Below are 18153 nucleotides of genomic sequence, written 5' to 3'. Positions count from 1 at the left end.
CGCAGGGCAGGAATGCCGGAAATGCGGCTAGACGGGATCCCAGGTGAAGATGTCGGCGGAACGGTCGAGCTTGTAGAACGAGCCCTTCAGCGCCGGCATGCCGTGTTCCGCGATCGATTGCGGCGTCCAGCCTTCGCTCCGCTGCACCGAGCGGATCGGACGGTTCTGGCTGAACAGGAAGATCTCGTTCATGCGCACGCCAAAGATCTGGCCGGTGACGTCCTTGGCGGAATCGGAGATCAGATAGCCGCAGAGCGGCGCGATCTTCTCCGGCCCCATCTGCTTGATCTTTTCGACCCGCGCCTTCTCCGCTTCAGTCTCGGTCGGGATGGTGCCGATCATGCGCGTCCAGGCGAACGGCGAGACGCAGTTCGAACGAACATTGAAGCGGCCCATGTCCAGAGCGATGGATTTGGACAGCCCGACGATGCCAAGCTTGGCGGCGGCGTAGTTGGCCTGGCCGAAATTGCCGATCAGGCCGGAGGTCGAGGTGAAGTGCACGAAGGAGCCCGACTCCTGCTCGCGGAAGATCCGCGCCGCGGCGTGGCTGACATAGAACGAGCCCATCAGATGCACCTTGATGACGGCCTCGAACGCCTCCACGCTCATCTTGTGGAAGATCATGTCGCGCAAAATGCCGGCATTGTTGACGACGCCGTCGAGCCGGCCGAAATGATCGGTCGCGGTCTTCACGATCTTGCTGGCGGGGATGGCTTCCGCGACGCTTTCGAAATTGGCGACGGCCGTGCCGCCGCGCTTCTTGATCTCCTCGACCACCTCCTCGGCAGGCGCAGCGTTCGAGCCGGCGCCGTCCGAGGCTCCGCCGGGATCGTTGACCACGACCTTGGCGCCCTCCGCCGCACAGAGCAGCGCGATCTCGCGCCCGATGCCGCGGCCTGCGCCGGTGACGATGATGACCTTGTCTTGCAGTGATTTGCTCATGGGGGGGTCTCCGCTGCCGTTCCAATTTCCGCCGTCATTCCGGGGCGCGCCCCTTGGCGCGAGCTATGATGCGCAATTGCGCATCATAGCTCGTCGTTGACGCGACGCCCCGGAATGACAGCCGCTTACCTCTCGTTCGTAAACACGATCGTGCCACTCGCTGCGAACATGCCGCCGACGCCATGGCACACCGAAATCCTCGCATTCGGCACCTGTGCCGGCGCGATGCCGCGCATCTGCCGCACGCTCTCCTGCAGCGCGTACATGCCGTACATGCCCGAATGCATATAGCTCAATCCGCCGCCATTGGTGTTGAGCGGCAGCTTGCCGCCCGGGCGCGTGTTGCCGTCCGCGATGAACTTGCCTGTCTCCTCATGCGGCATGAATCCGAGATCGCCGAGGCCGAACAGCGGCAGATGCGCGAAGGCATCGTAGATCATGAGATGGTCGACGTCCCCGTGGGCGATGCCGGCCTCCTTGAACGCGAGGGGGCCCGCGGTCTTGAACGCGCGCGAGGAGTTGAAGGTCTCCATCTGGCTGACCATCGGCGTTTCCACGCTCTCGCCGGTGCCCATGATGTAGACGGGCTTGCGCGGAAAATCCCTGGCGCGGTCGGCCGAGGTCAGGATCAGCGCGCCGCCGCCGTCGGTGACGAGGCAGCACTGCAGCAGGCGGAACGGATAGGCGATCATGCGCGAATTGAGCACGTCGGCGACCGTGATCGGGTCCTTCATCATCGCGCGCGGATTCTTCGCCGCCCATTCCCGCTGCACCACCGCCACGGAGGCGAGCTGCTCGTGCGTGACGCCGTAGGTCTTCATGAACCGCAGCACGGGGATCGGAAACATGCTGGGCGGACCGTAGACGCCGAAGGGCGCCTCGAACTGGCCCTGCAGACTGTCCGCCGGGATCGAGCGCGGCGCCTTGCCGATCATCGACTTGCCGCTCTCGGCATGGGTGATCAGCACGGTCTTGCACAAGCCCGCCTCGATCGCCGCCGCGGCATGGCGGACGTGCAGCATGAACGAGCAGCCGCCGACCGAGGTGCCATCGACCCAGGTCGGCTTGATGCCGAGATAGTGGCAGACCTGCTGCGGCGTCTCGACCGCGGTGGCAAAGCCGTCGATGTCGGAGAGCTTCAGTCCGGCATCGGCGATCGCGTTGAGCGCCGCATCCGCGTGCAGCTGGAGCTGCGAGGCGTTCGGGATGACGCCAAGCTCGGTGGTCTCGGCCGCGCCGACGACGGCAACCTGATTCTTGCGCATGGCTTACCCCTTCGCCGGACGAAACACGGGGAGGGTGATCTTGTCGTCGAGCGCCTGGAAGGCGACCTCGAGCTTCATGTCGAGCTCGAGCGCCTCGGACGTCTGCGGACAGTCGATGATGTTGCTCATCATCCGCGGCCCTTCGGCAAGCTCCACCACGGCGATCGCGTATGGCGGCGTGAAGCCGGGCGCGGCGGGACGGTGATTGATCACGTAGCTGTAGAGGAAGCCCTTGCCGCTCGCCTTGAAGATGCTGACCTTGCGCGAGGCGCAGGACGGGCAGAACGGGCGCGGCGGGAAGTAGACATGCGCGCAGGCGTCGCAGCGTTGCAGGCGCAATTCGCCCGCTTTGGTGCCGTCCCAGAAATGCTGGGTTTCCGGCGTCGGTTTCGGTCGCGCGCGCTGCGGTTCGGCCATGTCGGAACGCCCTCCCAGAAAGCAAATCTTGATAAGGCAGGCTCACGCCCGCCCGTTTCAAGCTTGATGCGACAATCGACCATGGTGCGTCAACGGTCCAGCAATACGCATGCATGCCATCATGCGCACAATGCTTGTGTCGAACTGAGGCAGCGCTATAGATTGCGCGCGACAATATTCCGTGAGACAGACATGCCCGAATTTCCGACGCTGGCGAAGCTCGCCGAAGACCTCGAAAGCGGCCGCACCACCGCCCGCAAGCTGGTCGAGGCGTGCATCGCCAGGATCGCCGATCCCGCCGGGGAGGGGCAGCGCACCTTCCTCCATGTCGACAAGGACGCCGCGCTCGCGGCGGCGGATGCGATGGACGGCTTGCGCAAGGCCAAGGCGGCGCCATCGCGCTATGCCGGCATCCCGATCTCGATCAAGGATCTGTTCGACATCAAGGGCCAGGTGACACGCGCCGGCTCCCGCGCGCTCGACGATTCGCCGCCGGCCGAGCAGGATGCGGCGACAGTGGCGCGGCTGCGCAGGGCCGGCTTCGTCGTGATCGGGCGCACCAACATGACCGAGTTCGCCTATTCCGGCATCGGCATCAATCCGCACTACGGCACGCCGAAGGGCGCCTGGAACCGGGCCCAAGGCCATGTGCCGGGCGGCTCCTCCGCCGGCGCGGCGGTGTCCGTGCTCGATGGCATGGCCCACGGCGCGCTCGGCACCGACACCGGCGGCTCGTGCCGGATTCCGGCGGCCTATAACGGCATCGTCGGCTACAAGCCGACGCAGCGGCGCGTGCCGCTCGATGGCTCCGTGCCGCTGTCGTTCTCGCTCGACAGCATCGGGCCGCTGGCACGATCAGTCAGTTGCTGTGCCATACTCGACGCCGTGCTCGCGAACGAGCCGATCGCCCCGCTGAAGCCGCGTCCGATCCAGGGCATGCGACTGGCGGTGCCGACCACAATCGCGCTCGACGACCTCGATGCTGAAGTCGCCGAGACGTTCGAGCGCGCCCTGAAAACGCTTTCCGATCATGGCGCCATCATCGAGCGCATCGAGATGGCGGAGTTCCACGACATCGGCCCGATGAACGCCAAGGGCGGCTTTGCCGCGTCCGAGAGCTACGCCTGGCACCGCTATCTCCTCACCTCCAAGGGCGATGTCTATGATCCCCGCGTCTCCGTGCGGATCATGCGCGGCGAGGCGCAGAGCGCGGCCGATTACATCGATCTCCTCAACGAGCGCCGCTCGCTGATCGCCCGCGTCAACGCCCGCATCGCGCCCTATGACGCGCTGGTGCTGCCGACCACGCCCAACACGCCGCCGAAGATCGCCGACCTCGCCGACGACAAGGCATTCACCAGAGAAAACCTGCGCGCGCTGCGCAACTGCACCCTGATCAACATGATCGACGGCTGCGCCATCTCGCTGCCGGCGCATCGCCAGGGCGACGTCCCGGTCGGCCTGATGCTGGCGGGCGCGGGCGGAACGGACCATCGTATTTTTGAACTTGCTGCCGGCATGGAGGCCGTCATTCGTGTTTGACCTGACTTTCACCGTCGATGCCCAGGATACCACCACGCCGCTGACGCTCGCGATCGACCAGATGGTCATCGCCGGGTGGACCGGCCGCGACCCCGTCGCGCGCGACAAGCACATCAAGGAGCTGCAGGAGATGGGCATCGCCCCGCCGGCCTCGACGCCGATCTACTACCGCGCCTCGGCGCGGCGGCTGACCCAGGAAGACAGCATCGAATGCACTGGCGGGGATTCCTCCGGCGAGGTCGAGTTCGTGCTGATCGGCTGGCAGGGCCGCATCTTCGTCGGCTGCGGCTCCGACCACACCGACCGCAAGGTCGAGGCCTACAACGTCACGGTGTCCAAGCAGATGTGCGACAAGCCGATCGCCTTGACGCTGTGGGAGCTGGAGGACGTCATCGGTCATTGGGACAAGATGATCCTGCGCTCCTACGCCACCATCAAGGGCGAGCGCGTGCTCTATCAGGAGGGTACGCTCGACGCGATGCTGCCGGTCAAGGACCTCATCGCGCGCGGCTTCGAAGGAGGGAAATTCCCCGACGGTTGCGCCATGTTCGGCGGCACGTTTGCAGCCAAGGGCGGCATCCGCCCAGCGGAGCGCTTCGAGTTCGAGCTCGAGGATCCCGTGCTGAAGCGGACGATCAGGCATGGATATGACGTGGTGACACTGCCGGTGCGGGGCTAGGTCCGCGAGCGACGGTCCCGTAAGGTGGGCAAAGCGAAAGCGTGCCCACGTCTTACGAAGTCGTGGGCACGGCGCAAGAGCACCTTTGCCCACCCTACGAAACTGGTCTGCTTGACTTCGGTATCGATCTTCGCTCGCAATGACGCGGAGACGGTTCTCGGAAATCGGGTGGCGGGGTGAACGTCGGGCCGCCAGGGTGATTGTTATGACAATGACCGCACGCAAAACGGCCCAATCCTCCGTTCCCGACCTCACCGCCCACGTCGACGGCCTCGACTGGCCGCAGATCACGGCCGAACTCGACACCCAGGGCTGCGCCGTCCTCAAGCACCTGCTGACGCCGGACCAGTGCCGCGCGATTGCCGCGCTCTACGCCGACGACACGCACTTCCGCAGCCGCATCGTCATGGGCCGTCACGGCTTCGGCCGGGGCGAATACAAATATTTCTCCTATCCGCTGCCCGATCTGATCGCGCAATTGCGCCCGGCGCTCTATGCGCATCTGCAAGGCGTCGCCAATCGCTGGAACGAGGCGATGGGGATCGACATCCGCTATCCCACAGCGCATGCCGCGTTCCTCAAGCGCTGCCACGAGGCGGGGCAGGCGCGGCCGACGCCGCTGCTGCTGCAATATGAGGCGGGCGATTACAACTGCCTGCATCAGGACCTCTATGGCGAGCACGTGTTCCCGCTCCAGGTCGCCATCCTGCTCTCCGAGCCGGGCCGCGACTTCACCGGCGGCGAATTCGTGTTGACCGAGCAACGGCCGCGCATGCAGTCCCGCGCCGAGGTCGTGCCGCTGGCGCAGGGTGATGCGGTTGCCTTCGCTGTGCATCACCGCCCGGTGCAGGGGACACGCGGCACTTACCGCGTTAATCTGCGCCATGGCGTCAGCCGGATCAGGTCAGGCCAGCGCCACACACTGGGTGTAATTTTTCACGATGCCAAATGAGCGGAGCGTTGACGGCTGATTTGTTCGATAGCGTTGCCGAAGCGCAGCCGTCGCGCGAGGAGATCGCGGACGGCGCCGTGCTGCTGCGCGGCTTCGTCAAGCCGATCGAGACCGGGCTGATCGCCGCCGTGCGCGCCATCGTGGCACAATCGCCATTCCGCCGGATGACCACGCCCGGCGGCCATCTGATGTCGGTGGCGATGACCAATTGCGGCGAGCGTGGCTGGATCACCGACCACACCGGCTATCGCTACGATCCCATCGATCCGCGCACCGGCGCGCCATGGCCCGAAATGCCGCCGGTGCTCCGCGATCTTGCGCGCCACGCCGCGGAGCAGGGCGGCTTTCAAGACTTCGCGCCCGATGCCTGCCTCGTCAACCGCTACGAGCCCGGCACGCGGCTGTCGCTGCATCAGGACAAGGACGAGCTGGATTATGCGGCGCCGATCGTCTCGGTCTCGCTCGGCCTGCCCGCGACCTTCCTGTTCGGTGGCCTCGTCCGCAGCGACAAGCCGCGCCGCTTCCGCCTGGTGCATGGCGACGTCGTGGTCTGGGGCGGGGCCAGCCGGCTCGCCTATCACGGCGTTGCGCCGCTCGCGGAGGGCGAGCATGCGCTGCTCGGGCGGAAGCGGATCAATCTGACGTTTCGCAGGACGCGGTAGTCTTCGTCATTCCGGGGCGCGCGTAGCGCGAGCCCGGAATCCATAACAACGATCGGGAGTATGGATTCCGGGCCTGCGCCTTACGGCGCATCCCGGAATGACAGCAATTACGGCTTCGGCGGGTGGATGAACGCCCAGGGGCTCACTTCCGAATCCCTGGCCACCTCGACCGAGATCAGATACGGCCCGCCATGGCTGAGCGCCTTTTCCATCGCCGCCTTGAACTGATCGGGCGCTGTGACGCGCGCAGCGGCAACGCCAAAGGACTCCGCGAGCTTGACGAAATCCGGGTTGACCAGATCGGATGCCACCACGCGGCCGTCGAAACGTTCGCGCTGGTCGCGGCGGACATTGCCGTAGGCGTTGTTGTTGAACACCAGCGTCACCACGCCGATGTTGAATTGCACGGCGGTGGCAAGCTCCTGCACGCCGAACATGAAGCCGCCATCGCCGGTGATGGCCACCACCGGCTTGTCGGGATTGGCGACCTTGGCCCCCAGCGCAGTTGGAAAGCCCGAGCCGAGCGTGCCCTGGTAGCCCGAGGTGATGAAGGTGCGGGGCTCATAGACCGGAAAGCCGTACCAGGACGCGAAGCCGAACTGCGACAATTCATCTGTGACGATCGCGTTCGCCGGCAGCACCTCGCGCAGGATGTTCAGATACGCCATCTGTGGCTGGATGCGCTGGATCTCCGCTTGCGCGGCCGCGGTGGCCTCGCGGATCTCTCCGCGCCGGCCATGGCTCCTCGCATAGCCGGCCCTCTTCACGGCTGCAGCGAGATCGGCGGTCCCGTCGCTGGCGTCGGCGACAATCGCGACATCGGCGGCGAGCCGGCGCATCTCGACCGGATCGATGTCGATCCGAATGGATTTCAGTCCGCTCGGTTGATAGGGCCAGCGGAAGCCGGATGCCGGCAGCTCGGCGCGCGTGCCGATTGCGATCATCAGGTCGGTTGTCGGCCACAGCTTGTAGGCTGCGGCCATGGTGAGGCCGAGCTCATGCGCGTTGGAGACGATGCCGCGGCCGCTGCGGAAGGCGACGACGGGGGCATCGATCATCTCAGCGAGCTCGAGGATCTCCTCGCCGGCCTCGATCGCGCCGCTGCCGACGAAGATCATCGGCGCCTTGCTGGCCTTGATCTGCGTGGCCGCCTGCTTCACGAGATCGGGATCAGGCTGCGGGGCGGGCAGCGGCTCCAGCACCTGCGCCGCGGCGGTGTCCGCGCGCTGGGTGAAGACGTCCCAGGGCATCTCGACCGAGGCCGGGCCACGCCGTCCCGACATCATCTCCTGGAAGGCGCGCGCGACGACCGTCGGCGCATTGCCGGGATATTCGATCCGGTCGGCCCATTTCACATAGGTGCGCAAGGTCGCAAGCTGGTCCGGCATCTCGTGCAGATGGCCGCGGCCCTTGCCCAGAAATTGCGTCGGCACCTGGCCGGTGACGCACAGCACCGGCTCGTTGCAGCCGAACGCGGTGAGCAGCGCCGCGCTGGCATTGAGCACGCCTGGGCCGGGCACCACGCTGAACACGCCGGGCCTGCCGCTGGAGCGCGCGTAGCCGAACGCCATGTAGCCGCAGGCCTGTTCGTGCCGCGCGCCGATCACCTTGAGCTGGGCCTGATGGAAGGCGTCGAACAGGCCGTAGACCTGCGCACCGGGTAGACCGAACACGGTGTCGACGCCATGGGCGACCAGGCCGCTTACGATCGCTTCGCCGCCGGTGAGGGTGGTCATTGCATCATTCCAATCCTGTTAGGCCTCGTCGACGACGCCATTTCGCAAGCTGCCGATGCCTTCGGCCGCGACCTCGATGACATCGCCCGGCTTCAGGTAACGCGGCGGATCGAATCGGGCACCGGCGCCGGTCGGCGTGCCCGTGACGATGATATCGCCGGGAACGAGCGTTGCGAAGGTGGAGATATAGTTGATGAGGTAGCGGAAGGAGAACATCAGCCGGCTGGTGCGATCGTCCTGCCTGAGCTCGCCGTTGACATGCGTGGTGAGCCTGACATCGGCGATCTGCGATTCCTGCAGGTAGGGCACGAGCCATGGGCCGAGGCTGCCGCTGGAATCAAAGTTCTTGCCCTGTGTCACGTTGAACTTGGCATGCCGAAGCCAATCGCGCACCGAGCCTTCGTTGCAGAGCGTCAGCGCGGCGATGTGATCGAGCGCAGCGCTTTCCGGAATATGCCGCCCTTGCTTGCCGATCACCAGCACGATCTCGCCCTCATAATCGAGCTGCGCGGACGCACGCGGGCGCACCAGCGGCGTCTCGTGGCCGACGAAGGAGCGGGGCGAGCGCATGAACATGCTCGGATATTTCGGTGCGTCCTGGCCATCCCTGTATTCGGCGTTGCGGTCGGGATAGTTGACGCCGATGCAGATGATCTTTTCCGGCGCGGGCACGGGCGGCAGCCAGGTGATGTCATCGAGCGCGTGGTCCGGCGCGCGGCTGGCGGCTTCCTCGGCGAGGCTCGCGAGCTTTCCGGCCGCGATCACCTCGCGCAGCGTCGGATAGTGTTTTGCGTAACGTGTGGAGAGGTCGACGATGCCGCCCTCGAGGACGGCCCCATAACGGGCATCGCCCTTGACGGAATAGGTAGCGAGGCGAGGGAGTTTCATAGGCAGTCTATCTCTCTTGTCGTCCCTGCGAACGCAGGGACCCAAACCGCGTGATCCATCGATAGCGCACGGTGACGATCCCGAACGACCAAATTTCGCAAAACTCCTCCCTGTGGTTATGGGTCCCTGCGTTCGCACTAGGGCATGCACATATCTCTGAGGCTCCATCCTGCTGCGACGGCGTTGAAGTATTCGAGGCCGTTTTTGAAGGTGATCGGGCCCGGCGGCTTGGACGATGGGTAGCCATCCCACCCGCCGAGACGGCCGATGATCCAGGCGGCCCAAGCGAGACTATCGGGCGGATGTGGGTTCTTTAGTCGCTTGCTCGCGGCTTCGAGTTGCCGGTTGAGGGCTGTGAGCGCGCCAATTTGGCCGTTGTCGAAGGCCGCGAGAATGGGCTGGCGACCACCATTGCGGGCCTGCAGAAGCTGGATGGTGATGACGGCCGCCTTGGCGGCGATCGCAACCAGCTTGAGAAGCCGATCGGCGGATCCGATCTGACTGTCTTCGAGCTTGAGGCCTTGTGTCTTCAGGATGCGGAAGAACTGCTCGATGATCCAGCGCTGCTTGTACCATTGGACGATGCGCCAGGCGTCCTCGATGCTGGTGACCTCGTGAGAGGTGAGAAGCCGCCAGTGCAGCGGCTCTATGCCGGTTTCGGCGTTAATCTCGCGCACATCGACCACCGCCAGCGGCAAGCTTTTCGGCAGATGGTGCAAGAACTTATTCTGCGGGCGGGCGAGCTCGATTGCGCCAAAGCGAAGTTCGAGGTGGGCCAGGCGAGCCGGCCGCGCGGCGCGCGCAGGCAGTTGGATCATACGCTGGTCCACCGCGGCCATGGCATCGCTGGCCTCATACAGGCTGCTGCGGTCGGCAAGCTTGCGATCATGCATGCTGCGCGCGATGACGTGGAAATGTTGCTTGGCCGAGCTGGCATAAAGGGCAAAAATATCGCTCTCGCGGTCACCCAGCACCGTCACCGCCGCGGCCTTGGTGAGCAGCGGCCTTGCCGCCACGGCAGTCGATATCCAGCGTTGCGATTCCTTGTCCGATAATTCCCGATCATCATGCGAGGTCGTGCGGCGACCTGCGCGCGTCCATATCTGCCCGCTCAAAAGCCCAAGACAGCTGCCGTCGTCGGCGTCCACAGCCAGCAGCGGGTGCAGCAGCACGCCGTGGTTATTGCCTTTGCCGATTTCTCCGAGCCCGCGCCGGCGTTGCGGCGTGGTGTTGAAGTGGATCTCGCTGGTGTCCTGGATGGCCAGCACGTGGCGGCCTTCCACGGCAGGGCCCGTGCTATTGCTCCAGCTTTCGATGATCCGATCCACCGTCACCTTGTCATGGCCAAGAAAGCGGTTGAACCGCACTTCCAGCGCGCGGTTCCCCCTGGAGAGCTGCCGAAGGCAGACAGTTTTGCCCGCAACCATGCGTTCAGCGAGCGCCGCCCCCCTTTATCGAGACGACGATCCCCGAACCGGCCCAGCGTCCAGTCAATCCGTGACAACATCGCAGCACCCCCGTCCAAACCATGGAGTGCCGCAATAGGAATCACATAGATCTCCGATTCTGGAACCCCCAGGGCGAACCCGAGTCAATCCGCCGCACCAGATATGTGCATGCCCTAGTGCGTTCGCAGGGACGACAGGAAGAGAAGCTCGGCTGGTCATGGGCATCAGTCCGCCACCAGCACGTCCGCGACAAACTTCGGCTCACGCACGGCCTGCCCGCTAAACGGCGAGCCCTGCTCGAACCAGGAGCGCGGCGCGGGGGCGCCCCACAGCGTCTGGCGGCGGGGATCGCGCAGCGACCAGCGCAGCGGCTCGTGGTCGTGATCCCCCGTGAAATAGTCGCTGGTGTAGAGTTCGAGCCGGTGTCCGTCGGGATCGCGGACATAGAGGAAGAATGCGTTCGAGATGCCGTGGCGCCCGGGGCCGCGCTCGATGTTCTTGACAAAGCCTTGGGACGCCATGACGTCGCAGAGATGGATGATGTTCATCGCCGTCGGCGTCCAGTAGGCGAAATGGTGCAGGCGAGGACCTTTGCCGTTGGTGATCGCGAAGTCGTGGACATTGCCCTTGCGATGCATCCAGGCCGCGGCGATGCGCCCGTTCGGTCCATCCTCCTCGGCGTATTCGGTGAGGCGAAAGCCGAGCCGGGCGTAGAACTCCACGGTGTCCTGCACCTCGGCGGCGAAGACGTTGAAATGATCAAGCCGCTGCGGATGGCAGCCCCGGTAGAGGTCGTAGCGGCGCAGCAGATGCGGCCGCCGGTCCATCGAGGCATAGAGCTCGATCTGGAAGCCGAAGGGATCGGTGAACTGCAGGGTCCGGCCCTGGAACGGCTGGTCGACGAAGGCGTAGGCAAGGCCGTTCTCGGACAGGAACGCGGCGGCCTTGTCGAGATCTCCGTCGTTGCCGACCTTGAAGCCGAGCCGGGCGCAGGCGGGCACCGCCGCCTTGCGCAGCACCAGCGAGTGATGCTGATGCTCCTCGGCGGCGCGCAGGTACACGACCTTGTCGTCGGCGTCCTCAACATGCAGACCGACAATAGTCTCGTAGAACTCGCGGCTCAGCTTCAAATCGGTCACGTCGAGCACGACGTGGCTGGAGCGGATGATGTTGAACGGCGGCTCGAAGATGTGTTGCGGTACGGGCATTTGCGTTTCCCCTCTTTCGGCTTGTCATCCCGGGATGGCCCGTAGGGCCAGGCCCGGGATCCATAACCCCGGCTTGTGGTTATGGATTCCGGGCTCGTGCTTCGCACGCCCCGGAATGACTCAAATTCCCAGTTTCTGAATCTTGTGCGTGCCCCGTGCCAGCGAGACATGCTTGGTTTCCATGTAGAAATCGAACGAGTAGTCGCCGCCGTCGCGGCCGATGCCGGAGGCCTTCATGCCGCCGAACGGCGTCGGCAAATGGCGGACATTTTCCGAGTTCAGCCAGATCATGCCGGCCTCCAGCGCGTCGGCGACGCGCAGTGCGCGGCCGACATCGTTGGTCCAGACATAGCCGGTCAGGCCATAGCGGATGTCGTTGGCGATCGCGATGGCTTCAGCTTCGTCCTTGAAGGGAAGCACGGTGAGGAACGGGCCGAACACCTCCTCCTGCGCCACCCGCATCTTGCCGTGCGCGCCGGTGACCAAGGTGGGCTCGACATAATGTCCGCCGCCCGGGCCGTCATGGGCCTTGCCGCCGACGGCGATCACAGCGCCATCCTGGCGCGCGACGTCGAAATAGGAGCACACCTTTGCCAGATGGCGTTCGTGGATCAGCGGTCCGATCTCGGTTAAGGGATCGAGCGGATGGCCGACCTTCAGCGCCTTCACGCGCGCGGTGAGCTTCTCGGTGAACTTGTCCGCAATGCCGGCCTGAACCAGGAGACGGCTCGATGACGTGCAGCGCTCGCCGTTGAGCGAGTAGATCATGAACACGACGGCATCGAGCGCGCGGTCGAGATCGGCGTCGTCGAACACGATCACGGGGTTCTTGCCGCCGAGCTCGAAATGCACGCGCTTCAGCGTCGGTGCACCCTGCACCATGATCGCCGAGCCGGTCGCGCTTTCGCCGACGAAGCCGATCGCCTTGATCGCGGGATGCTCGGTCAGCGTCTTGCCGGCCTCTTCACCAAAACCGTGGACGGTGTTGAGCACGCCGTCGGGAACGCCGGCCTCCTTGACGAGCCTCGACAAGATGCTGGCGGTGACCGGCGACCACTCGGCCGGCTTGTGCACGACCGTGCAGCCGGCAGCGAGGGCAGGGGCGATCTTCCAGGTCGAGAGCATGAACGGCGTATTCCACGGCGTGATCACGCCGACCGGGCCGATCGGCACGCGCGTCGAGATATTCCAGTGCTCGTCGCTCGGCGTGCTGAGGCCGTCGCGCGCCTCGGCGCATTTGTCGGCGAAGAAGCGGAAATTCTCGGCGGCGCGGATCGCGGCCTTGGCCATGAAGCGATAGGCCTGGCCGGTGTCGATGCATTCGAGCACCGCGATGTCGTCGGCATTGTCCTCGATCGCGTCGGCCACGCGATGCAGCAGCTTCTTCCGCATCGCCGGGCCCATGTCGCGCCAGGACTTGAAGGCGAGCGCCGCGGCCGTTGCGGCGCGGTCGATGTCCTCGGCAGTGCCCCGCGCGACGCCCGCGAGCGTCGTGCCGTCGACCGGTGACTTCGTCTCGAACGTCTCGCCTGATATCGAGGCCACGGTCTTGCCGTCGATCATGTGACCGATGCCCTCAGTGCGCAGCTTCTTCAGCAGCGGCGCGACGCGGTCGCGGTTGGCCTGGAACACATCGGCTTTCGGGCTGGGCTTATCCATGGGCGGCTTCCACTTTCAGGGCGTCGTGGATGTTGTTGCGCTTCCAGCTGGTGTCCTTGTCGTTGATCTGCATGTCGAACGACAAAGCGAACTTGCTGGCAGCGAAGACGGGATCGAGATGGCGGGAGAGTGCCTGGAAGACGTGCTCGCCGGCTTTCTGGCGCGTGGGAAGGTCGCGGCCTTCGCCGATGCGCAGGACCATGTCGAGAAAGCCATAGTCTTGCCTGTTATCAGCGATCGCATAGTGCTCGCACCTGATGGCGCGGACGCGGATGCCGCCGAGCGGGAAGATGCCGGTCTCGACCGCCGCCTTGCGCACGATCTCGCACACCGCCGCGATATCGAGGCGGCCATCGAGATTGGCCGAATATTCAATCGTGAAATGCGGCACCGCGGTTTCACTCCCTGTATTTTTATGCGTCTAAGCGAAGTAGCAGCTGACCGAGCCGTAGGCGCCATAATCGGCTTGAATTGTGTCGCCCTTGCGGGTCTCGATCGGGCGGATGAAGGAGCCGGCAAGCACGACCTGACCCGGTTCGAGCGCAAGGCCGAGCGGCGCGATCTTGTTGGCGAGCCAGGCGACGGCGGTCGCCGGATGATTGAGCACGCCAGCGGCAAGGCCGGTCTCTTCGAGCTGGCCGTTTCGAAAGCAGAGCGTGCCGATCCAGCGCAGGTCTGCGTCGAGCGGGCGGATCGGCCGCCCGCCGAGCACGATGCCGGCATTCGCCGCATTGTCGGCGATGGTGTCGAAGATCTTTCGCGTCGCCTTGGTCTTGGGATCGACGCGCTCGATGCGGGTGTCCAGAATTTCAAGTGCCGGCACCACGAAATCGGTGGCGTTGAGTACGTCGAATAGCGTGCAGCCCGGCCCCGCGAGCCGCTTGCTCATGACGAAGGCGAGCTCGGCCTCGACGCGTGTGGCGATGAAGCGCTCGGTCGGAATGATCCCGCCATCGGCGAAGAACATGTCGTCGAGCAGCACGCCGGAATCGGGCTCGTCGATATTGAGCGCGCTCTGCATCGCCTTCGAGGTCAGGCCGATCTTGTGGCCCTTGACGATGCGTCCCTCGGCGATCTTGACGTCGACCCAGGCCCTCTGAATCGCGTAGGCGTCGTTGATGGTGATGCCGGGGAAATCCTGCGACAGCTGCCGGATCTGCACGCGGGTCTTCTCCGCCTCGTGCAGACGCCTCGCGCAAGCTTGGATATCGTCGTTGGAAAGCGCCATTTGTGATCTTACAAATTGGGGTGCCGGGAGATACTTAACATGTTAAGTGAATGCGTCAAACACAATTTCGGCTTGCTGCACTGCAAACATTTTGCGGTTTGAAAGGGCATCATGGTGAAGAGACCGGCTGATCCGGCCAACGGAAGCGCGCCTGCCGCAGGACCTACCGCAAGACAGGTGCCGATGCGCGATTTCTCGCGCTCGCTGCCGATGTCGCTGCTGCGGGCCCGCGAAGCGGTGATGCGGCAGTTTCGTCCCTCGCTGCGCGAGCACCGCTTGACCGAGCAGCAATGGCGCATCCTGCGTGCACTGGCGGCCATTGAAGCCGTCGAGGTCACGGAACTCGCGCGCACGGCGTTCCTGCTGGGACCGAGCCTGTCGCGCATCCTGCGCGATCTCGAGGCGCGCAATCTGATCGAACGCAAGACCGCCAAGGCGGACCAGCGTCGCAGCATGGTCTCGATCTCGAAAGAGGGCGTGAAGCTGATGGCCTCGGTGGCGCCGACCTCGGAGGCGATCTATGCCGAGATCACGCGGCGCTTTGGCGCGCGCAAGCTCGCTGAGTTGCAGGATATGCTGGGCGCGCTCGAACAGAGTCTTGCAGAGCTCGGCGGCGCCGAGGAGGCAAGTTCCGAGGAGTGACAGCAGATATGCCCGTCCGGGTGCTCCAAGCCATAGACATGAATGCGCATTTTCGCGCAAATGGCGGTCCAGGCTGGCGGTCGATCAGGCGCCGATTCCCGGCGCCAGAAGGCGGCCGCATAGGCGTTGCGTCATTGCGAGCGTAGCGCGGCGGCCCGGTTCGCGCTAACAGCGGGTCGTGCTGTCGCGGCGCTCGTCATGGTGACGACGGTCCAAATGACACGGTCCAAACAACAAAGAAGGAAGGCAACGTGGCGAACAAGGTCAAGGAAATCTGGAAGTCGGGCAAGGCCGTGGTCAACGCGTGGCTCGCTATACCCTCCGGCTTCTCGGCCGAGATGATCGCGCAATGCGGCTTCGACAGCGTCACCGTCGACATGCAGCATGGCGTGCAGGACTATCTGTCGATGGTGCAATGCTTCCAGGCCATGGACAAGCATCCGGTGACGCCGATGGTCCGCGTGCCCTGGAACGAGCCCGGCATCATCGGCAAGGTGCTCGACGGCGGCGCCTATGGCGTGATTTGCCCGATGGTCAACACGCCGCAGGAAGCCAGGAACCTCGTCTCCTATTCCAAATATCCGCCGCAGGGCGTGCGCTCCAACGGCCCGATCCGCGCCGGCATGTACGGCACCGCGGGCTCGTACCAGAAGACCGCGAATGCCGACACCATCCTGCTGCCGATGATGGAGACCAAGACCGCGGTCGAGAACATGGAAGCGATCCTCGACGTCGAAGGCATCGACGGCGTCTATATCGGTCCGTCCGATCTCGGCTTCTCCTACGGCCTCGAGCCCAAGCTCGACCGCAGCGAGCCCGAGATACTCGCGATCTACGAGAAGATCATCAAGGAATGCGGCAAGCGCGGCCTCAACCCGGGCATCCATTGCAGCGGCGCCGAAGGCGCGGCGCGCGCCATCAACATGGGCTTCAAGCTGGTGACGCTCTCGAACGAGGTCGGCCTGATGACGACCTACGCCAAGATGCAGGTCAATGCCACCCGCAAGGATTCGGGCGGGAAGGCCTGATCTCGTGTCCCGGACACGTTGCAGCGCAAAGCGCTGCAGCGCAGAGCCGGGACCCAGTCGCTAACAAAGCGCATGACGTAACAACCAGACCCCGGATCAGCAGCGCATCGTTTCACGCTGCGCTGCGTCCGGGGCACGATCATTTCGATACAGGAGATATCCATGACCATCAGCCCCGTCATCCGCCTGCATCCCGATGATGGCGTGGTGATCGCGCGTGCCAGCCTGCCCCCCGGCACCGTCGTCGCCGACGGCGTGACCACGGTCGAGCGCATCCCCTCCGGGCACAAGGTCGCGATCAAGCCGATCGCGGTGGGCGAGCCCGTCATCCGCTACGGCCAGATCATCGGCTTTGCGACCATTCCGATCGCGCCGGGCCAGCACGTGCACGTGCAGAACATCGGCATGGGCGACTTTTCAAAAGACTACGCCTATTGCGCCGACGTCAAGCCGACGCCGAATTTCGACCTGCCGGCGACCTTCGAAGGCATCCGCCGCCCGGACGGCCGCGTCGCCACGCGCAACTATATCGGCATCCTCACCTCGGTGAATTGCAGCGCGCATGTCGCAAGCCTCGTCGCCGACGTCTTCAAGAAGAATCCCTTCACCGGCGACAATCCGCTGGCCGATTTCCCCAATGTCGACGGCGTGGTCGCGCTGACTCACAAGACCGGCTGCGGTATGACGCAGAACGAGCCCTTGGCGCTGCTCCGCCGCACGCTCGGCGGCTATGCGCGCCACGTCAATTTCTCCCACGTCATCGTGCTCGGCCTCGGCTGCGAGGTGAACCAGATCGGTGGTCTGATGGAGGAGCAGAAGCTCGCAGGACGCCTGCGCGCGATGGACATCCAGGAGGTCGGCGGTACCCGCAAGACCGTGGAGGCAGGCATCGCCTTCGTGCGCGAAGCGCTGGCTGACGCCAACAAGGTTAAGCGCGAGACGGTGCCGGCGAGCGAGCTCACCGTGGCCCTGCAATGCGGCGGCTCGGACGGCTATTCTGGCGTATCGGCCAATCCCGCGCTCGGAGCTGCGAGCGACCTCATCGTGCGCCACGGCGGCACCGTGATCCTGTCGGAGACGCCGGAGACCTACGGCGCCGAGCATCTCTTGACGCGACGCGCCGTCAGCCGCGAGGTCGGCGAGAAGCTGGTAGACCTGATGCGCTGGTGGGACGAATACACGGAGCGCGAAGGCGCCGAGATGAACGCCAATCCGAGCCCCGGCAACAAGGCCGGCGGCCTCACCACCATTCTTGAAAAATCGCTCGGTGCGATGGCGAAGGCCGGCACCACCAACCTCGTCGAGGTGCTGCGTTACGCCGAGCCCATCACCAAGAAGGGTTTCGTCTTCATGGACACGCCCGGCTACGACCCTGTCGCGGCAACCGGGCAGGTCGCCGGCGGTGCCAATCTCGTCTGCTTCACCACGGGCCGCGGCAGCGTGTTCGGCTGCAAGCCGGCGCCCTCGATCAAGCTCGCCACCAACACGCCCATGTACAAGCGCATGGAAGAGGACATGGACGTCAATTGCGGCACCATCCTCGAAGGCGAGGAGAGCGTCGAGCAATGCGGCCAGCGCATCTTCGATCTCATCCTCAAGACGGCCTCGGGCCAGCCGACCAAGAGCGAGAGCTTTGATTTCGGCGGTGCCGAGTTCGCGCCCTGGGTGCTCGGCGCGACGATGTAGCCGCGCTTCGCGCACCACACATGCAATTGCGTGTCATTGGGGGATACGCGCGGCCGATGAGCGGCGCGTGTGGTTGCGCGAATTGCACCGATCGTTCGCTACGTAATGATACGGAGGCGAGGTTCCTTCGCTAGGGATCCGCGGCTTACACCTGATTAACACTGTTGCCGT

The 18153-nt window shown here is 64.7% G+C and carries 17 protein-coding genes; 7 read left to right on the top strand and 10 right to left on the bottom strand.

The genetic code is table 11. The features are described 5' to 3' along the window. Positions 1-27 precede the first annotated feature (27 nt). The 3 genes from CIT37_RS28215 to CIT37_RS28205 all read right to left on the bottom strand — a co-directional run bounded on the left by CIT37_RS28215 (position 28) and on the right by CIT37_RS28205 (position 2624). On the bottom strand, positions 28-942 hold the full coding sequence (locus tag CIT37_RS28215; protein ID WP_038947755.1) for an SDR family oxidoreductase: 915 nt from the start codon (positions 940-942) through the stop codon (positions 28-30). A 125-nt stretch (positions 943-1067) separates the two neighbouring features. Further along, entirely contained in the window at positions 1068-2207 is a 1140-nt protein-coding gene (locus CIT37_RS28210) for a thiolase C-terminal domain-containing protein (RefSeq protein ID WP_095424968.1), read from the bottom strand. Between the two features lie 3 nt (positions 2208-2210). Next, the gene (locus CIT37_RS28205) at positions 2211-2624 is read right to left on the bottom strand and encodes a Zn-ribbon domain-containing OB-fold protein (RefSeq protein WP_038947757.1); all 414 of its coding nucleotides are present in this window, start codon (positions 2622-2624) and stop codon (positions 2211-2213) included. A gap of 192 nt (positions 2625-2816) precedes the next feature. On the opposite strand from CIT37_RS28205, the gene CIT37_RS28200 reads away from it, so the two are divergent. The 4 genes from CIT37_RS28200 to alkB all read left to right on the top strand — a co-directional run bounded on the left by CIT37_RS28200 (position 2817) and on the right by alkB (position 6459). Further along, positions 2817-4166: an amidase gene (locus tag CIT37_RS28200; protein WP_095424967.1), complete on the top strand. Its 1350-nt coding sequence runs from the start codon at positions 2817-2819 to the stop codon at positions 4164-4166. Next, positions 4159-4845: a DUF2848 domain-containing protein gene (locus CIT37_RS28195; RefSeq protein ID WP_095424966.1), complete on the top strand. Its 687-nt coding sequence runs from the start codon at positions 4159-4161 to the stop codon at positions 4843-4845. Before CIT37_RS28200 ends, CIT37_RS28195 begins: the two co-directional genes overlap by 8 nt. A gap of 205 nt (positions 4846-5050) precedes the next feature. Beyond that, positions 5051-5797 carry a 2OG-Fe(II) oxygenase gene (locus CIT37_RS28190; RefSeq protein ID WP_095424965.1) on the top strand — a complete coding sequence of 249 codons (747 nt, stop codon included), beginning with the start codon at positions 5051-5053 and terminating at the stop codon, positions 5795-5797. A gap of 8 nt (positions 5798-5805) precedes the next feature. Next, complete coding sequence (alkB, locus tag CIT37_RS28185; RefSeq protein WP_095424974.1) at positions 5806-6459, top strand: DNA oxidative demethylase AlkB; 654 nt, start codon at positions 5806-5808, stop codon at positions 6457-6459. 107 nt (positions 6460-6566) lie between these two features. Here the strand turns inward: alkB and CIT37_RS28180 are convergent, their stop codons facing one another. The 7 genes from CIT37_RS28180 to hpaH all read right to left on the bottom strand — a co-directional run bounded on the left by CIT37_RS28180 (position 6567) and on the right by hpaH (position 14626). Continuing rightward, entirely contained in the window at positions 6567-8195 is a 1629-nt protein-coding gene (locus CIT37_RS28180) for a thiamine pyrophosphate-dependent enzyme (RefSeq protein WP_038947763.1), read from the bottom strand. 18 nt (positions 8196-8213) lie between these two features. Further along, complete coding sequence (locus CIT37_RS28175; protein ID WP_038947764.1) at positions 8214-9083, bottom strand: fumarylacetoacetate hydrolase family protein; 870 nt, start codon at positions 9081-9083, stop codon at positions 8214-8216. A 137-nt stretch (positions 9084-9220) separates the two neighbouring features. Beyond that, on the bottom strand, positions 9221-10510 hold the full coding sequence (locus CIT37_RS28170; RefSeq protein ID WP_038951373.1) for an IS4 family transposase: 1290 nt from the start codon (positions 10508-10510) through the stop codon (positions 9221-9223). A 245-nt stretch (positions 10511-10755) separates the two neighbouring features. Then, positions 10756-11739 (bottom strand): 3,4-dihydroxyphenylacetate 2,3-dioxygenase, encoded by a 984-nt coding sequence (hpaD, locus tag CIT37_RS28165; RefSeq protein WP_038947765.1) that lies wholly within the window; start codon positions 11737-11739, stop codon positions 10756-10758. Between the two features lie 120 nt (positions 11740-11859). Next, on the bottom strand, positions 11860-13398 hold the full coding sequence (gene hpaE, locus CIT37_RS28160; RefSeq protein ID WP_095424901.1) for a 5-carboxymethyl-2-hydroxymuconate semialdehyde dehydrogenase: 1539 nt from the start codon (positions 13396-13398) through the stop codon (positions 11860-11862). Next, complete coding sequence (locus tag CIT37_RS28155; protein WP_028143243.1) at positions 13391-13789, bottom strand: 5-carboxymethyl-2-hydroxymuconate Delta-isomerase; 399 nt, start codon at positions 13787-13789, stop codon at positions 13391-13393. The genes hpaE and CIT37_RS28155 overlap by 8 nt, the downstream gene beginning before the upstream one ends. 30 nt (positions 13790-13819) lie before the next feature. Continuing rightward, positions 13820-14626, bottom strand: coding sequence for a 2-oxo-hept-4-ene-1,7-dioate hydratase (hpaH, locus tag CIT37_RS28150; RefSeq protein ID WP_095424902.1), 807 nt, complete (start codon positions 14624-14626; stop codon positions 13820-13822). A 111-nt stretch (positions 14627-14737) separates the two neighbouring features. Between hpaH and hpaR the strand changes: the two genes are divergently transcribed. The 3 genes from hpaR to CIT37_RS28135 all read left to right on the top strand — a co-directional run bounded on the left by hpaR (position 14738) and on the right by CIT37_RS28135 (position 17982). Continuing rightward, positions 14738-15268, top strand: a complete 531-nt coding sequence (hpaR, locus tag CIT37_RS28145; RefSeq protein ID WP_095424903.1) for a homoprotocatechuate degradation operon regulator HpaR — start codon at positions 14738-14740, stop codon at positions 15266-15268. A 251-nt stretch (positions 15269-15519) separates the two neighbouring features. Further along, positions 15520-16296, top strand: a complete 777-nt coding sequence (locus CIT37_RS28140; RefSeq protein WP_008549964.1) for an HpcH/HpaI aldolase family protein — start codon at positions 15520-15522, stop codon at positions 16294-16296. Positions 16297-16458: 162 nt separating this feature from the next. Beyond that, positions 16459-17982 (top strand): D-arabinonate dehydratase, encoded by a 1524-nt coding sequence (locus tag CIT37_RS28135; protein WP_028143240.1) that lies wholly within the window; start codon positions 16459-16461, stop codon positions 17980-17982. Positions 17983-18153 lie beyond the last annotated feature (171 nt).

The organism is Bradyrhizobium ottawaense (genome assembly GCF_002278135.3).
Taxonomy (GTDB): Bacteria; Pseudomonadota; Alphaproteobacteria; order Rhizobiales; family Xanthobacteraceae; genus Bradyrhizobium; species Bradyrhizobium ottawaense.
This window is presented reverse-complemented; position numbering and strand designations above follow the sequence as displayed.

Excerpts from the sequence above, each read along its gene's own strand:
- hpaE (WP_095424901.1), bottom strand. The coding sequence starts at position 13,398 with ATGGATAAGCCCAGCCCGAAAGCCGATGTGTTCCAGGCCAACCGCGAC.
- hpaH (WP_095424902.1), bottom strand. The coding sequence starts at position 14,626 with ATGGCGCTTTCCAACGACGATATCCAAGCTTGCGCGAGGCGTCTGCAC.
- CIT37_RS28135 (WP_028143240.1), top strand. The coding sequence starts at position 16,459 with ATGACCATCAGCCCCGTCATCCGCCTGCATCCCGATGATGGCGTGGTG.
- CIT37_RS28200 (WP_095424967.1), top strand. The coding sequence starts at position 2,817 with ATGCCCGAATTTCCGACGCTGGCGAAGCTCGCCGAAGACCTCGAAAGC.
- CIT37_RS28210 (WP_095424968.1), bottom strand. The coding sequence starts at position 2,207 with ATGCGCAAGAATCAGGTTGCCGTCGTCGGCGCGGCCGAGACCACCGAG.
- CIT37_RS28175 (WP_038947764.1), bottom strand. The coding sequence starts at position 9,083 with ATGAAACTCCCTCGCCTCGCTACCTATTCCGTCAAGGGCGATGCCCGT.
- CIT37_RS28180 (WP_038947763.1), bottom strand. The coding sequence starts at position 8,195 with ATGACCACCCTCACCGGCGGCGAAGCGATCGTAAGCGGCCTGGTCGCC.
- CIT37_RS28205 (WP_038947757.1), bottom strand. The coding sequence starts at position 2,624 with ATGGCCGAACCGCAGCGCGCGCGACCGAAACCGACGCCGGAAACCCAG.
- CIT37_RS28215 (WP_038947755.1), bottom strand. The coding sequence starts at position 942 with ATGAGCAAATCACTGCAAGACAAGGTCATCATCGTCACCGGCGCAGGC.
- hpaR (WP_095424903.1), top strand. The coding sequence starts at position 14,738 with ATGGTGAAGAGACCGGCTGATCCGGCCAACGGAAGCGCGCCTGCCGCA.
- hpaD (WP_038947765.1), bottom strand. The coding sequence starts at position 11,739 with ATGCCCGTACCGCAACACATCTTCGAGCCGCCGTTCAACATCATCCGC.
- CIT37_RS28170 (WP_038951373.1), bottom strand. The coding sequence starts at position 10,510 with ATGGTTGCGGGCAAAACTGTCTGCCTTCGGCAGCTCTCCAGGGGGAAC.
- CIT37_RS28190 (WP_095424965.1), top strand. The coding sequence starts at position 5,051 with ATGACAATGACCGCACGCAAAACGGCCCAATCCTCCGTTCCCGACCTC.